At 73.6% G+C, this 14,204-nt stretch carries 14 protein-coding genes; 10 read left to right on the top strand and 4 right to left on the bottom strand.

The annotated features are described in order from the left end of the window. Window positions 1-42: 42 nt before the first annotated feature. The 5 genes from LPU43_RS08440 to LPU43_RS08420 all read left to right on the top strand — a co-directional run bounded on the left by LPU43_RS08440 (window position 43) and on the right by LPU43_RS08420 (window position 4,234). Window positions 43-948, top strand: a complete 906-nt coding sequence (locus LPU43_RS08440; RefSeq protein ID WP_229399688.1) for a GHMP family kinase ATP-binding protein — start codon at window positions 43-45, stop codon at window positions 946-948. Then, window positions 933-2,021: a 3-dehydroquinate synthase family protein gene (locus LPU43_RS08435; protein WP_229399687.1), complete on the top strand. Its 1,089-nt coding sequence runs from the start codon at window positions 933-935 to the stop codon at window positions 2,019-2,021. The genes LPU43_RS08440 and LPU43_RS08435 overlap by 16 nt, the downstream gene beginning before the upstream one ends. Further along, window positions 2,018-2,764 carry an SDR family NAD(P)-dependent oxidoreductase gene (locus tag LPU43_RS08430; protein WP_229399686.1) on the top strand — a complete coding sequence of 249 codons (747 nt, stop codon included), beginning with the start codon at window positions 2,018-2,020 and terminating at the stop codon, window positions 2,762-2,764. The genes LPU43_RS08435 and LPU43_RS08430 overlap by 4 nt, the downstream gene beginning before the upstream one ends. Further along, window positions 2,758-3,633 (top strand): DUF5919 domain-containing protein, encoded by an 876-nt coding sequence (locus tag LPU43_RS08425; protein WP_229399685.1) that lies wholly within the window; start codon window positions 2,758-2,760, stop codon window positions 3,631-3,633. The genes LPU43_RS08430 and LPU43_RS08425 overlap by 7 nt, the downstream gene beginning before the upstream one ends. 82 nt (window positions 3,634-3,715) lie before the next feature. Then, window positions 3,716-4,234 carry an NUDIX hydrolase gene (locus tag LPU43_RS08420; protein ID WP_229399684.1) on the top strand — a complete coding sequence of 173 codons (519 nt, stop codon included), beginning with the start codon at window positions 3,716-3,718 and terminating at the stop codon, window positions 4,232-4,234. On the opposite strand, the gene LPU43_RS08415 is transcribed toward LPU43_RS08420, so the two are convergent. Continuing rightward, window positions 4,231-4,779, bottom strand: a complete 549-nt coding sequence (locus LPU43_RS08415; RefSeq protein WP_229399888.1) for an NUDIX hydrolase — start codon at window positions 4,777-4,779, stop codon at window positions 4,231-4,233. The two genes, LPU43_RS08420 and LPU43_RS08415, sit on opposite strands and share 4 nt — an antisense overlap. Window positions 4,780-5,153: 374 nt before the next feature. Here LPU43_RS08415 and LPU43_RS08410 point away from each other — a divergent pair, with 374 nt between their 5' ends. Further along, window positions 5,154-6,161 carry a winged helix-turn-helix domain-containing protein gene (locus tag LPU43_RS08410; RefSeq protein ID WP_229399683.1) on the top strand — a complete coding sequence of 336 codons (1,008 nt, stop codon included), beginning with the start codon at window positions 5,154-5,156 and terminating at the stop codon, window positions 6,159-6,161. Between the two features lie 99 nt (window positions 6,162-6,260). Here LPU43_RS08410 and LPU43_RS08405 read toward each other — a convergent pair whose 3' ends face one another. Then, window positions 6,261-7,358 carry a coenzyme F420-0:L-glutamate ligase gene (locus LPU43_RS08405; protein ID WP_229399682.1) on the bottom strand — a complete coding sequence of 366 codons (1,098 nt, stop codon included), beginning with the start codon at window positions 7,356-7,358 and terminating at the stop codon, window positions 6,261-6,263. Next, complete coding sequence (cofD, locus tag LPU43_RS08400) at window positions 7,355-8,308, bottom strand: 2-phospho-L-lactate transferase (protein ID WP_229399681.1); 954 nt, start codon at window positions 8,306-8,308, stop codon at window positions 7,355-7,357. Before cofD ends, LPU43_RS08405 begins: the two co-directional genes overlap by 4 nt. A gap of 99 nt (window positions 8,309-8,407) precedes the next feature. Between cofD and LPU43_RS08395 the strand changes: the two genes are divergently transcribed. From LPU43_RS08395 to LPU43_RS08385, 3 genes are all read left to right on the top strand, one after another. Continuing rightward, on the top strand, window positions 8,408-9,487 hold the full coding sequence (locus LPU43_RS08395) for a hypothetical protein (RefSeq protein ID WP_229399680.1): 1,080 nt from the start codon (window positions 8,408-8,410) through the stop codon (window positions 9,485-9,487). An 89-nt stretch (window positions 9,488-9,576) separates the two neighbouring features. Beyond that, window positions 9,577-12,156 (top strand): bifunctional FO biosynthesis protein CofGH, encoded by a 2,580-nt coding sequence (locus LPU43_RS08390; protein WP_229399679.1) that lies wholly within the window; start codon window positions 9,577-9,579, stop codon window positions 12,154-12,156. A gap of 593 nt (window positions 12,157-12,749) precedes the next feature. Beyond that, complete coding sequence (locus LPU43_RS08385) at window positions 12,750-13,007, top strand: WhiB family transcriptional regulator (RefSeq protein ID WP_007074725.1); 258 nt, start codon at window positions 12,750-12,752, stop codon at window positions 13,005-13,007. 72 nt (window positions 13,008-13,079) lie between these two features. Here LPU43_RS08385 and LPU43_RS08380 read toward each other — a convergent pair whose 3' ends face one another. Beyond that, window positions 13,080-13,529, bottom strand: coding sequence for a metallopeptidase family protein (locus tag LPU43_RS08380; protein WP_074316962.1), 450 nt, complete (start codon window positions 13,527-13,529; stop codon window positions 13,080-13,082). A gap of 175 nt (window positions 13,530-13,704) precedes the next feature. On the opposite strand from LPU43_RS08380, the gene LPU43_RS08375 reads away from it, so the two are divergent. Beyond that, window positions 13,705-14,079: a DUF3499 domain-containing protein gene (locus tag LPU43_RS08375; RefSeq protein WP_229399678.1), complete on the top strand. Its 375-nt coding sequence runs from the start codon at window positions 13,705-13,707 to the stop codon at window positions 14,077-14,079. The last annotated feature ends 125 nt before the right edge of the window (window positions 14,080-14,204 follow it).

Below are 14,204 nucleotides of genomic sequence, written 5' to 3'. Positions count from 1 at the left end.
GCCCCCTGCACGGTGAACATAGCGATCGATCGCAGGGTCGGCGTGACCCTCGCCGCCCGGATCGACAACCGCGTGGAAATCATCGACGAGATGGGCGGTGAGCTGTTCGACTCGCCGGACGAGGTGCCCCACAACCCGCGGTACCGGCTCTTCGTCGCGGCGCTGTCGCATTTCGGGCTGACCGGTGTCACAGTGCGGATGGTGCCTTCTCTTCCACCCGGTATGGGCCTGGGCGGTTCGGGGGCGGCGATGGTGGCGTTGGTGACCGCCGCCGACGCCTTCGCGAACTTTCCGCACCGGTCGCTGACCAGATCGGCCGGCGCCCTCCTCGCGCATCGGCTGGAGGCGGCGACCAGCCCCACTCCGGTCGGCCTGCAGGATCACCTCGCCGCCGCCTTCGGCGGCGTGTCCCTGTGGAACTGGCATCCGCCATCGCGGGAGCCGCCATTCGAGCGGTCGGAGCTGACCGACCCCGCGCTCTGCGCCCAGCTCGACCGGCGTCTTCTCCTCGCTCTCACCGACGAGGCGCATTCCGACGGCGGGATGACCGCGGTCTGGGTGCGCTCGGCGCGGAAGGAACCGGCCCGGGTCTGGTTGGAGAGCGCGCTGGTAACCCGTGCGTTCGGCGTGTCAATGAGCCTGGACGATTGGAGGGACGCGACGGAGCACCTCCGGCGCGAGTGCCGGCTCCGGCTGGACCGCTGGCCCGAGACGTTGACCCCCGTCGGGCACGCTCTCGCCGGGGCGGTTACACCCGAGGCAGGCGCCGCGCGGTTCTGTGGGGGCGGCGCGGGCGGCGCGGTCTGGGCACTGGTCGATCCGCGGTGCCGGGATGACGTACGAGCCCGGTGGCACCGCATCGTGGGCGACGAGAGCCGTGTGTTCACACCGAAGGTCGACCGGGAAGGACTAGTGGTGCGATGCCGGGGACAATGGACGTCACGCTGAGGTTCGAACGACCCTCGACATGCCGACTGGTCGTGCACCGGGGAGCCGTCTCCTCCGCCGGGCCGGTCCTACACGGGCTCACCTCGGCCGACCGGGTCGTGTGGATCAGTGACGAGGCGGTCGCCGCGAAGCTCGGGGGACAGGTCGAGTCAGCGTTGTCCGCAGCGTTCCGACACGTCGACCAGTTGACCATCCGTGTCGGCGAGAACGCCAAGACGCTGTCCGACTTCGCCGACCTCATCGCGAGACTGCACGCGCTGGGAGCGGATCGCACCACGCCCCTCGTCGCCGTGGGCGGGGGGAGCACGACCGACTCCGTCGGGTTCGTCGCCGCGTGCTATCTGCGCGGTGTGCCGTACGCCTCAATCCCTACCAGCCTCTGCGCCCAGGTCGACGCGGCCATTGGTGGGAAAGTCGCGGTGAACACCGCGGTTGGCAAGAACATGCTCGGTACCTTCTACCATCCCCGGCTAGTGCTTGTGGATCCCGACCTACTCGACACGTGTCCCGACGGGGCCTGGCGGGACGGCATGGCGGAGATCGTCAAGGTGGCCCTCGTTGCCGACGCCGACCTGTTCGCGCTGATCGAGTCCACCGGGGGCAGGTTGCGGGGAGACGACGAAACCACGGATCGGGTGATCCGGCGGGCGATCCGCGCCAAACTGCGGCTGCTGACACCGGATCCGTTCGAGGCGAATCTCGACCGGCTGTTGAACTTCGGGCACGAGACCGCACACGCCATCGAGACCACCACCGAGCACACCGTGAGCCATGGGGCGGCCGTCGCCATCGGCGTGGCGACCGCCACCCGGATTGCTGTGCGACGGGGATTGCTGGATGCCGCGAGCGGCGACCGTGTCTCCGCCGTTCTCCGCGCGCATGGCCTGCCCACTGGCCACGCCTTCTCGCCGGCCGGCCTCCGGGCGTACCGAACGGCGTTGCGACAGGTCGCCCTGGTTCGGGCCGGATCCATGCGGGTGGTGCTGCCAACGACCATCGGAGCGGCGGTGGTGGCGAACGATGTGGGAATCGATGATTTGGTGGGTCTCGTCGGCTCGGATGGTTCCGCGTGAGCGGCCACGCTCCGGTCGCCATCGTCACCGGTGCGGGCGGTGCGATCGGCGGTGCGATCTGCCGGACGCTCGCCAACCGATCAGGGCATCTGGTCGTCGCCACCTTCCGACCCGGCGGGAACGCGCCGACCGTCGCTGCTCCGGGTCTCACCGTCCAGCCGCTCGACGTACGGGACGGCGGCGCGGTCGCGGAACTGGTGGACCGGGTGATGCGCGAGCACGGCCGCATCGATGTGCTCGTCAACAACGCCGGAGTGTGTCGGTGGGGCGATCCGGACGCCTGGCGGCACACCTTCGACGTCAACCTCTTCGGAGCCGTTGAACTGAGCCACGCCGTCACTGCCCCGATGCGGCGCCGCGGAGCCGGCAGCATCGTCAACATCTCCTCCCAGGCCGCTCGGGTTCCGGAACGCGGGAACGCGGCCTACTGTGCGGCCAAGGCGGCGTTGGTCATGTTCACGCGGGTGTGTGCGCTGGAGTTGGCCGACAGCGGTGTGCGGGTGAACGCGGTCTCGCCGGGGCCGGTGGACACCGCGATGCTGCGCCGCTCCGCCCGGACGGCGGCCCAGGCCGCCGGATGTACCGAGGCGGAAGTGCTGGCCGGATATGCGGCCAGCACCGCCGCCCGACGTCTGCTGGCGCCGGAGGAGATTGCCGCGGCGGTCGAATTTCTCATCAGCGACGCCGCGTCGGGGATCACGGGCGCGGACATACCGGTGACGCTGGGGGCGACGACATGGTGAATCCGCGAGCGGCGCACCGGCCGGCACGATGGCAGGTCGCCGGCACGCGCCTGTCCGACGCCGTCGTCGTCCTCCTGCTGGTGGCCTCGGCGACGATTTCCACCATCGACCTGACCGTGGGTCTCGACAGATTTGCCTGGTTGGCCCAGCGGATACCGCAGATTACGTTGCTCGCGCTGTCGCTGTTCTTCGCCTCCGCGCTGCTGGAGCGGAAGAGCCTGCTAGAACGCACCCACCGAGCCGTGGAGGCCAACGGCGCCGACCTGGCGCGGCGGATGGACGAGTTCAGCGAACTCCTGGCCGCCCGCTCCCGGTTTCCGGTCGAGGTCGCCACCCTGGTGCGCAGCACGCGCCGGGAGATCCCGCTGCTGCCGCTGCTCAAACCCGCCCGCGAGTCCATCCTCGTCGGTGGGACCACGCTGATTCATTTCGCCGAGCACTACCGGGCACTTCTGATCGAGAAGTCCATGACCTGCCATGTTCGGATCCTGCTGCTCGACGGCGGCAACGGAATGCGGCAGGTGCATCTCGCCGCGGGGCGACTCTTCGGCGAGGAGGATTCGTTTCACCGCGAACTGCGGAGAAGCCAGGAGGCGATGATCGCCCTCGCCAGAGAAGCTCGACAGCAGGGCGGCAGGTTCGACGTGCGTTCCTACGACATCATCCCGACGGTTAATGTCATCATGGTCGACACCAAGGCTCCCGACGGCCGGATTCAGGTCGAGCTACTGCCGTACCGAGCCTCGGCGAATCTTCGCCCCGGCCTGGTGCTGCGCCCCGGAAACGGTGCGGAAGACGATGACCTGTTTGCATACTTCCTCCAACAGTACGAACTTCTCTGGAGCGTCAGCCGCGATGTCGTCGGTTGACGGGCCGATCCGGCTCTGGGCCTCGGCGGAGTCTGCCCCGTGGACGCGCCACTCCGCCGAAGAGGTGCTACGCACGCCCTGGATGACCGTCGAGAGGGTCGACTTCGCCGATCCGGCGGGACGCCGACTGACCGATTACTACCTGGTCCAGCGGGCCGATGTCTCGCTGACCTGCGCCGTCACCGAGGAAGGCGAGATCGTCCTCGTGCGCCAGTACCGCTGCGGCATCAATCGGAGCGACTGGGAACTCCCGGGCGGCGGCGTGGAACCCGGCGAGGACCCGGCTGCCGCCGCCCGGCGGGAACTGTTCGAGGAGGCGGGATTCGTCGCGTCCGCCGTCACCCGCATCGGCGTACTCGACCGAGACGCCGCCGGCTCGGCGGCCCGAATCTTCGTCTTTCTCGCCCGGGGGCGACTGGTCGATCCCTTGCGCCGGCCGAAGGCGGACGAACCCGATCAACCCGCCGTCGGATTGGTGGCCCCGACGGGGGCGCTCAAACTGGTTCTCGACGGCGCGGTCACGGAGCAGTCCTCGGTGGCGGCGATCTTCCTCGCGTTGGCCTTCCTGGGCGCATCCCCCGGCGGCACTGCCCCGGCCTAGCTCAGCCGCGTCCGGCGGCGCAGGGCGGCCAGTGCGGGGGCGACGAGCCGGGCGGTGCCGCCGGCCAGCGGCTCGGGCAGCCGGTCCGGCGGGAACCAGCCCAGCGCCTCGGACTCGTCGCTGACCCGTTCGACCGCGCCGGCCGGGGCGAACACCGCGAACCGCACGTCGTGGTGCAGCGACCCGCCCCCGCAGGCCACCGGGTGGACGTCCACGTCGATCGGAGTCGGATCGATCACCAGGCCGGAGATGCCGGACTCCTCGACCGCCTCGCGCAGCGCCGCCCCGGCCAGGGTCCGGTCGCCGGGCTCGCAGTGCCCGCCGAGCTGCACCCACTTGCGGAACTTGCCGTGCAGGCACAGCAGGACCCGCCCGCCGGTGGGGTCGAGGACCAGGGCGCTGGCGGTGACGTGACCGACCCGGTGCTCGCGGGCCAGCGCGACGGGGCCGGCCGCCAGCAGGTCGAGGGTGCGGTCGCGGGCCAGGCCGGCCGCCGCGCCGGTCGGCGTCCACCCGGCCAGTACGGCGGTCGCGTCGGCGTGCAGGTCCGCGTACGCCCCGGCGGGAGCGCTGTTAAGAGGGGGCCCCTGCTCTACCGGAGGCGTTAACCGGGGGCCCTTCCTTACCTCTGGCACGCGATCAGCCTATGTGCGCGGGCCGGCGGGCGGGCGGCACCCCTGCGGAGCGATGGGCCGCAGGCCCTCGTGGTGCCGCCCGACCGCTGGATCTCGCCCGGCCGGGCGCCCCGGGCCGCGTCGGCGGACCGGCGGCGTGCCGGGGCACCCCCAGAGCTTGCCGAAGTCCGGCGGGGTGGTCGAGGTTTTTCAGTCCAGGCTTAAAAGTGGAGATATCTGCCGCCCGGGTACAGTGCAGACGGTCGGCAGGCACGCCTTCGGCCCGCCGGCGCGGGAGCGCTCCGATGCTGAGGATCCACTTTTCGCCCGACGACGTTCTCCGTACCCGGGTGGCCCCGGGCGCGGACCCGCTGTGGGAGCTGACCCTCAGCGTGCACGCGCTCCAGGCACGCAGCCGCGACCCGCTGACCTCCGGCTGGCACCGGGGCGTCCTGCGGGAGCTGCGCCGCCATCCCGGCACCGACCAGGTCCGGCTGCTCTTCGCGGTCAACCCCGGCCGGGGCTACTTTCCCGACTTCCTCACCCCGTACGAGAGCGTCCAGGGCGTCGAGGCGGGGTTGGAGGCCGTACGGAGCACTCCCGCGCCGCTGCTGCGCCGGGACCTCACCCGGCTCTCGGCGGAGCATTCCGTGCCCTCCTGGGCGGCGGCCCTGGCCCGGGGCGAGCCCGAGATGCTGCGCCGCCTGACCGACTCGATGGAGCAGTACCGGTCGCTGGCGGTGGGCCCGTACTGGCCGCACGTCCAGGCCGCGGTGGAGGCGGACCGGATGCGCCGCGCCCGGGTCCTGCTCGACGGGGGCGTCGAGGGGCTGCTCGCCAGCCTGCGCCCGCTCGCCCGGTGGCACGCGGGGGTGCTGGAGATACACGACTACCCGGACAGCCGGGAGCTGCACCTGGACGGGCGGGGGCTGCTGCTGGTGCCCTCGTTCTTCTGCGCGGGCACGCCCGTGGCGCTGCTCGACCCGGCCCTGCCGCCGGTGCTCGTCTACCCGGTGGACCGGCTGGGCGGGCTGGTCCGCGCGCCCGGGGCCGGGCCCGAGGGCGCGGCGGGGGCCGGGGGCGGCCGGGAGGCGCTGGCCGCCCTGCTCGGCCGGACGCGGGCGGCGGTGCTGGAGGCCACCGACGACGGCTGCACCACCGGCGAGGTGGCCCGCCGCCTGCGCATCTCGCCGGCTGCGGCCAGCCAGCACGCGACGGTGCTGCGCAACGCCGGCCTGCTGGTCAGCCACCGGGACCGCAACACCGTCCTGCACACCCTCACCCCGCTGGGCCGCGCGGTCCTCGACGGCTGAGGGCAGCCCCTCCACGGCTGAGGGGGCGCGCCGGCCGGCTGCCGGGGAGCCGGTGGGCGCAGCAGAGAGCCAGGGTGCCGTCAGATGGCGAGGGCGGCCTCAGAGGGCCAGGGCTGCGCCGGCCGTGCCGCCAGCCGGGGCCGGCAGCAGGGCCGACGGGACGCCCTCGGCGGCCAGCGCGGTGCGCAGGCGTTGCACATCGGCGCCGAAGCGCACCAGGTCGGCCCGGTCCGCCGGGGCCGGCGGCTCGCCGAGCACCAGGTCGGCGGCCCGCTCGGGCCAGCCGGGGACGGCGGCGACCAGCGCGGCGCGTACCTCGTCGTCGGTGACGTGGGTGAAGACCGTGCCGGGGGCGACCACGTCGGCCACGGCGGCGATCGCCCGCCGCACCGCCGCCGGGTCGGCCGGCGCGTCGCCGGGCGCGTCGGGCAGCACCGCCGCGGCGGCCAGCCCGGCGGCCATACCGGCAGCCCTGGCCTCGGCGGTGCCGAGCGAGAAGAGGTCCAGCTCGGTGTCGCGGACCAGCGCCCGCGCACCGAGGTCGTCGTCCCAGGTGGCCGGGAGGTAGCCGCGCACCACGGCGACGGGCACCTGTTCGCACTTGCCCTTGATCAGTTCACCCGCGCCGGCCAGCTCGTCCACCACGGCCATCTGGGTGAGCTGGAGTTCGTTGCCGTACGGGTCGATCTCCCCCCGGTGGTCGCGGATAGCCGGCATCCCGGCCACCCCGAGCGCCACGTCGGTGAGCCCGTTGCGCCACGGCCGGCCCATGGTGTCGCTGACGATCACCGCGACGTCCAGGTCGTAGCGCTCGCGCAGCGCCGCCCGCAGGGCCCGCGCCGAGGCGTCCGGGTCCTTCGGCAGCAGCACCAGCCGGGTCTTGTCCACGTTCGACGCGTCGATCCCGGCCGAGGCCATCACGAAGCCGTGGTGGGTCTGCACGATCCGGGTCGCGCCCCGGCTGGCGACCACCCGGGCCGTCTCGGCGGCCAGCGCCTCGTCCCGGGCGGCCAGCCGCTGCGGCCCGTCGGCCGGCACGTCCACCAGCCGCCCCTCCGCCTTGGAGACGATCTTGCTGGTCACCACCAGCACGTCGCCGTCGTGCAGCCACGGTGCCGCGGTGGCGACCATCGCCGCCAGGTCGTCGCCCTCGGTCACGTCGCCGATGCCCAGCACCGGCAGGATCTCCAGCCTCACACCAGCTCCAACGCGGCCCGGACCATCGCCGCCGTGGCCGTCTCGTCCGTCATCAACAGGGGGGCCGACCCGACGGTCACGCCCGGCACCACGGCCCCCGCGTCCTCGGGGGCCACCAGCCAGCCGTCCAGCAGCCCGCCGGAGGACCGGCTGCCGTACAGGCCGCCGACCCCGGCCGCGTCGCACTCCACGCCGACCACGGCCAGGCAGCGGTCGGCCATCCCGCGCACCGCCGCGCCGCCGATGATCGGGGAGACCCCGACCACCGGGGCCGGCCCGCCCGTGACCGCCTCGCGCAGCCCCGGCACGGCCAGCACCGGGGCGACGCTCACCACCGGGTTGCTCGGCGCGACCAGCACCACGTCGGCCGAGGCGAGCGCGTCGAGCACGCCGGGCGCGGGCCTCGCGGCCTCCGCGCCCACGAAGACGAACCGGTGGGTGGGGATCTCCGCCCGGTACCGCACCCACCACTCCTGGAAGTGGATCGCCCGCTGGACGTCGCCGTCGGGGTCGCTCACCACGACGTGCGTCTCCAGCCGGTCGTCGGTCGCCGGCATCAGCCGTACGCCCGGCTGCCAGCGGGTGGCCAGCGCCTCGGTGACCGCCGACAGCGGGTACCCGCCGGTGAGCATGGTGGTGCGGACCAGGTGGGTGGCGATGTCGCGGTCGCCGAGCCCGAACCAGGTCGGCTCCGCGCCGTACGCGGCCAGCTCCGAGCGCACCGCCCAGGTCTCCCCGGCCCGGCCCCAGCCCCGCTCGGGGTCGGCCCCGCCGCCGAGGGTGTACATGACGCTGTCCAGGTCGGGGCAGACCTTCAACCCGTGCACGTAGAGGTCGTCGCCGACGTTGACCACGGCGGTCACCGCGGCGCCCACCTCGCGGGCGTAGGCCCGCACCCCGAGCAGGAACCGGGCGCCCCCGATGCCGCCGGCCAATACGACGATGCGCATGTCGTCCATCCTCGCGCACGCCCCGCCGCCGGGCTGCCGGTGATCGAAGAGACTAGGCTCACGTCGGCAACTGTCCGTTACCGCCCCGAGGGGGAGTCCGTGACCAGCCCTGCCGAGCCCGTGTCCGGCGACGCGCCGCCCGCGTCCCAGGCCGCCACCCCGGCTCGTCAACTCACCGATCCGCTGCGCGAACTGATCGCGTTCGTGCTGCTCGGCGCCAACGCCGTGCTGTTGTTCGTCGGCCTGATCCGGCTGCTCGCCCCGACCCAGTACAGCACCTTCTACAGCCGGGCGGGCAGCGGCTTCTTCTCCTTCGCCGGCCTGGAGGCGGCCGTGCTTCCCGTGCTGGCCGTGCTGCTCGCCGCGCACGTCGCCCCGGTCGCCCGGCGGGCGAAGGTGATCACGCAGGTGGCGCTGGCCGAGTACGCCTTCGGCGCCCTCTTCGGCGCGCTGACCCTGTTGATCTGGACGGTCGACCGGCTGGCCAAGGCGGAGGTGCTCGACGCGTTCCTGGGCCTGCTGATGCGGGCCGCGTGGCTGGCGATCTTCGCGGCCGGCGCGTTCGTCGTGTTCCGCATCTGGCGCGTCCTCTACTACACCCCGAAGCCCAAGCCGGCCCCCGGCGTGTACGGCCAGCCCCAGCCGGGCTGGCCGCAGCAGCCTGGCCAGCCCGGTCAGCAGGGCGGCTGGGGTGCCCCGGGGCAGCAGGGCGGATGGTCTGGCGGCGGGTACCCCGCCCAGGGCCAGCCCGGTACCGGCCAGTTCGGCCAGCCCACCGCCCCGTACGGCCAGCCGGGCGCGCCGTTCGCGCCGGCCCCGGCGTCGGCTCCGCCGTTCGCCGCCGCGCCGCAGTCGAGCCCTCCGTTCGCCGCGCCGCAGTCGAGCCCTCCGTTCGCCGCGCCGCAGTCCAGCCCCCCGTTCGCCGCCGCGCCGCAGTCCGCACCGCCCGCGCCGCAGCCGGGATCTCCGTTCGCTGCCACCCCGCAGTCTGCGCCGCCCGCCCCGCAGTCCGCGCCGCCGTTCCCGGCGGCGCAGCCGCAGTCGGCGCCGCCGTTCGGGCAGCCGCCGTCGGCGGAGCCGACCCAGGCCATCCCGCAGCAGCCGACCGGGCCGGGCGCGTCCGACGGGCACCAGGACGGCGACGCCGAGCGCACCGAGCGCTTCCGGCGCGAGGACTGAGTCACCGCGCCCCGGGTGCGGTCGTCGTCGCCCCGATACCGACGACCGCACCCGGGGAGGCCGGCCGCCGCAGCGCATAGGCTGGGCGGATGGTTGATGGCACCGAGCACCGTCCCACCGCGGCGAGCATCGAGCGCGCGCTGCGCCGGGCCGCCTCCGGCCGGGCGTTGGACGTCGACGAGGCGGTGGCCCTGCTCGCCGCCCGGGGGCCCGCCCTGGACGAGCTGCTCCGCGTCGCCGGTGACATCCGCGACGCCGGCCTGCGCGAGGCCGGCCGCCCCGGCGTGGTCACCTTCTCCAAGAAGGTCTTCATCCCGCTGACCCGGCTGTGCCGGGACCGTTGCCACTACTGCACCTTCGCCACCGTGCCGCACCGGCTCCCCGCCGCGTTCCTCGACCGCGACGAGGTGCTGGCCATCGCGCGCGAAGGCGCCGCGCAGGGCTGCAAGGAGGCCCTGTTCACCCTCGGCGACCGGCCGGAGGAGCGCTGGTCGGCGGCCCGGGAGTGGCTGGACGCCCGCGGCTACGACTCCACCCTCGACTACCTGCGCGCCTGCGCGGTGGCCGTGCTGGAGGAGACGGGCCTGCTGCCGCACCTCAACCCGGGCGTGCTCTCCTGGTCGGAGTTGCAGCGGCTCAAGCCGGTCGCGCCGAGCATGGGCATGATGCTGGAGACCACGGCGACGCGGCTGTGGTCCGAGCCGGGCGGCCCGCACCACGGCTCGCCGGACAAGGAGCCGGCGGTCCGGCTGCGGGTCCTCGACGACGCCGGCCGGGTCGGCGTGCCGTTCACCACCGGCATCCTGATCGGCATCGGGGAGACCCCGGCCGAGCGGGTCGACGCGATCTTCGCGATCCGCCGGGCCCGGCGCGGGTACGGCCACCTCCAGGAGGTGATCGTGCAGAACTTCCGCGCCAAGCCGGACACGGCGATGCGCGGGATGCCCGACGCCGAGCTGCACGACCTGGCGGCGACGGTGGCGGTGGCCCGGGTGCTGCTCGGCCCGGGGGCCCGCATCCAGGCCCCGCCGAACCTCATCGCCGGCGAGTACGGCCTGCTGCTGCGCGCCGGCATCGACGACTGGGGCGGCGTCTCGCCGGTGACCCCGGACCACGTCAACCCGGAACGCCCCTGGCCGCACCTCGACGAGCTGGCCCGGCGCACCGCCGAGGCGGGCTTCACGCTGCGCGAGCGGCTGACGATCTATCCCGAGTACGTCCGGGCCGGCGACCCGTGGCTGGACCCGCGCCTGCTGCCGCACGTCTCGGCGCTGGCCGACCCGGCGACCGGGCTCGCGGTCGAGGCGGCCCGCCCGGTGGGCCGCCCCTGGCAGGAGCCGGACGAGGTCTTCGGCGGCGGCCGGACCGACCTGCACGCCACGATCGACACCGCCGGCCGCACCGGCGACCGGCGCGGCGACTTCGACAGCGTCTACGGCGACTGGTCGCAGGTCGCCGCCGAGGCCGACGCCAGCGTCGCGGCCGGGGGCGGCGGGGCGGGGGCGACCGGCGCGGGCGGGGGCGGTGGGGTGCGGGCGGGGGCGACCGCCGGGGCCGGGGAGCACGCCCTGCGTACCGGGCTGCGGTTGGCCGCCGACGACCCGGCGGCGCTGCTCGACCCCCGGCACACCGACGCGGCCCTGGCGCTCTTCGCCGCCGACGGGCCGGCGCTGGACGCGCTGTGCCGCGCCGCCGACGACGCGCGCCGCGACGCCGTCGGCGACGACGTGACCTACGTGGTCAACCGCAACATCAACTTCAGCAACGTCTGCTACGTCGGCTGCCGCTTCTGCGCGTTCGCCCAGCGGGAGCGCGACGCCGACGCGTTCCGGCTCTCGGTGGACCAGGTCGCCGACCGCGCCGAGGAGGCGTGGGCGGCCGGGGCCACCGAGGTCTGCCTCCAGGGCGGGATCGACCCGAAGCTGCCGGTGACCGGGTACGCGGACCTGATCCGGGCGATCAAGGCCCGGGTGCCGGGGATGCACGTGCACGCGTTCTCCCCGATGGAGATCGTCACGGCGGCGGCGAAGGCCGGCGTGCCGGTGCGGGAGTGGCTGACCGGGCTGCGGGAGGCGGGCCTGGACACCATCCCGGGCACGGCCGCCGAGATCCTCGACGACGAGGTGCGCTGGGTGCTCACCAAGGGCAAACTGCCGGCCGCCGCCTGGGTCGAGGTGGTCAGCACGGCCCACGAGCTGGGCATCCGCTCCAGCTCCACCATGATGTACGGCCACGTCGATCACCCCGGACAGTGGCTGGCCCACTTCCGGGTGCTGGCCGGGGTGCAGGACCGCACGGGCGGCTTCACCGAGTTCGTGGCGCTGCCCTTCGTGCACACCAACGCCCCGATCTACCTCGCCGGCATCGCCCGGCCCGGCCCGACGTGGCGGGAGAACCGGGTGGTGCACGCGATGGCCCGGCTGCTGCTGCACGGCCGCATCGCCAACATCCAGTGCTCCTGGGTGAAGCTCGGCGACGCGGGCACCGTGGCGATGCTCGGCGGAGGCTGCAACGACCTGGGCGGCACCCTGATGGAGGAGACGATCTCCCGGATGGCCGGATCGGGCAACGGCTCGGCGCGGACCGAGGAGCAGTTGCGGGCCATCGCGGCGGCTGCCGGGCGGCCGGCCCGCAAGCGGACGACCGCGTACGGTCACGCGCGGCCGTAGCGTCGAGTCGGGCCCCGTACCGTCTGGTGGGACGCCGGCGCATCCATCGCGGCGATCGGCGTCCTCTGTGGAGTCGGGGCGGCGTTCGCCGGTCGAACAGCGGTTCTCCGTGGCGCGACTAATCTACTGATCAGTTGCGGACGCCGCGTCCCGCCCACATCGTGGACGGAGAATTCCCGCCGCTTCCCGCCGGACGGGCGGTCCCGGCCGAGTCGCGTTAACCTGTGCCCCACCAAGATCAGCATTGGTGGGGCGATGCCGTCGGGCCCCTCGCCGACGTGTCCGGGGGTGCCGGTCGGTGGACCGCCACAGCAGAAAAAGCGGGCAACTCGCCGAGGAGGGCGTTACTCGTCCGGGGTCTGAATCGATAGGGCAGGTTGCGAGGCCGGGCGCCGAAGTGGTCGCCCGCAGCGTGTCGGGAGGGCGACTCCATTATCAAGTTCGGCTTGACGGCGCACGTATTACACGCGTGTAATTTGAATGGGGTTGTTCGCGCGGAACGCAACAAATCGCGACGGAACGGACAGGTACGCCTTTCGTGTGGGGGGTTGCAGCGGCGACGACGCCGGTGCGCGACAAGGAGGCATCTTTCGATGGACGGCCAGCTTGAGGTGGCCGACCTGCTCGGGAACGCGCCGGAGTGGCAGGAGCAGGCACTCTGCTCCCAGACCGATCCGGAGGCGTTCTTCCCCGAGAAGGGCGGCTCGACCCGCGAGGCGAAACGAATCTGCTCGCGGTGCGAGGTCAAGACCGAATGCCTGGAATACGCCCTGGGTCACGACGAGCGGTTCGGGATCTGGGGTGGGCTCTCGGAGCGGGAGCGGCGCAAGCTCAAGCGGCGGGCCGCCTGAGCGTTGCCGGGCCGGGGCGGTGGGGGCCGCCCGGCTCGGGCGTCCGGGGCGGCCGAACCCGGCCGGCCCGGCTCAGGCCAGCTCGTCCGGGTCGACCCCGAGCAGGTTCGCCACCTGCTCGATGATCACGTCGTGTACGAGGTCGGCCAGGTCCTCCCGGTCCATGGCGCGGAACTCCAGCGGCCGGCGGTAGAGCACGATCCGTGGGGGCACCTCCTGCCGGCCGGGGCGGCCGGGCAGCAGCCGCGCGAGCGGCACCTCGCCGTCCTCCAGCACGTCGGAGTCGTAGACGTTCAGGTCCGGCGGCACGTCCTCCACGGCGAACTCGACGCCGGCCAGCTCCTTGGCGAACCGCCGTTCGAGGGTCTCCACGGTGTCGAGCACGAGATCGTCGAAGACCTCGGCCTTCGTCCGGGCCAGCGGCACGGTCGCCGGCACCAGCCGCCCGCGCAGGCCCCGCCCGTGCCGGTCACGGTGGGCGCGCCGGCCGGAGCCGGGGCGGCGGTGTTCCGGACTGGTCATGACGCACAGGGTAGCCCGCCGCGCGGCCCGGCCGATGGCTGTGCCGCGCGCGCGGCGCGCCGACACCCACCGTGACCGTCTCGATCGTCGGATGTTGCGAATTGTGATCTCGATGACGGGCGTGTCGCAACGCGAACCGGTGCGCCGGACCCGGTAATGGAGATACCCTCCCGCCGTGAGGTCAACACGGCGCTGCTCCCGGAACGGCTGCCCCCGGCAAGCGGTCGCCACGTTGACCTATGTCTACAACGAGTCGACAGCGGTCGTCGGGCCCCTCGCGGCCTTCGCGGAACCCCACACGTACGACCTCTGCGAGCCGCACGCCCGCAACCTCACCGCCCCCCGGGGCTGGAACGTGGTGCGTCACGAGGGCGAGTTCGATCCGCCGCCCCCCAGCACCGACGACCTGGTGGCGCTCGCCGAGGCCGTCCGCGAGGCGGCCCGTCCCGCTCCGCCCCGCCCCCCGGACGAGCAGCGGCAGCAGCAGCCGCCGAACCCCCAGACGGGCCGCCGGGGCCACCTGCGGGTGATCCCCCCGAACCACCACTGACGGCCGCCCGCCGCGGCCGCGCCTCGCTGAGGCGGCGGGCGCGCGGGCGGGCATTGCCAGGGCGTTTGGCGGGCGTACGGGGCGCACCTCGAATGCGCGAAAAAGGTCCCGCCGCCACCCGCCGT

It is taken from the genome of Micromonospora okii, assembly GCF_020884795.1.
Classification (GTDB): Bacteria; Actinomycetota; Actinomycetes; order Mycobacteriales; family Micromonosporaceae; genus Micromonospora; species Micromonospora okii.
This window is presented reverse-complemented; position numbering and strand designations above follow the sequence as displayed.

What these genes read in the sequence shown, in the direction of transcription:
- LPU43_RS08435 (WP_229399687.1), top strand. Translation starts at nt 933, where the DNA reads ATGGACGTCACGCTGAGGTTCGAACGACCCTCGACATGCCGACTGGTC.
- LPU43_RS08425 (WP_229399685.1), top strand. Translation starts at nt 2,758, where the DNA reads ATGGTGAATCCGCGAGCGGCGCACCGGCCGGCACGATGGCAGGTCGCC.
- LPU43_RS08420 (WP_229399684.1), top strand. Translation starts at nt 3,716, where the DNA reads ATGACCGTCGAGAGGGTCGACTTCGCCGATCCGGCGGGACGCCGACTG.
- LPU43_RS08410 (WP_229399683.1), top strand. Translation starts at nt 5,154, where the DNA reads ATGCTGAGGATCCACTTTTCGCCCGACGACGTTCTCCGTACCCGGGTG.
- cofD (WP_229399681.1), bottom strand. Translation starts at nt 8,308, where the DNA reads ATGCGCATCGTCGTATTGGCCGGCGGCATCGGGGGCGCCCGGTTCCTG.
- LPU43_RS08390 (WP_229399679.1), top strand. Translation starts at nt 9,577, where the DNA reads ATGGTTGATGGCACCGAGCACCGTCCCACCGCGGCGAGCATCGAGCGC.
- LPU43_RS08385 (WP_007074725.1), top strand. Translation starts at nt 12,750, where the DNA reads ATGGACGGCCAGCTTGAGGTGGCCGACCTGCTCGGGAACGCGCCGGAG.
- LPU43_RS08380 (WP_074316962.1), bottom strand. Translation starts at nt 13,529, where the DNA reads ATGACCAGTCCGGAACACCGCCGCCCCGGCTCCGGCCGGCGCGCCCAC.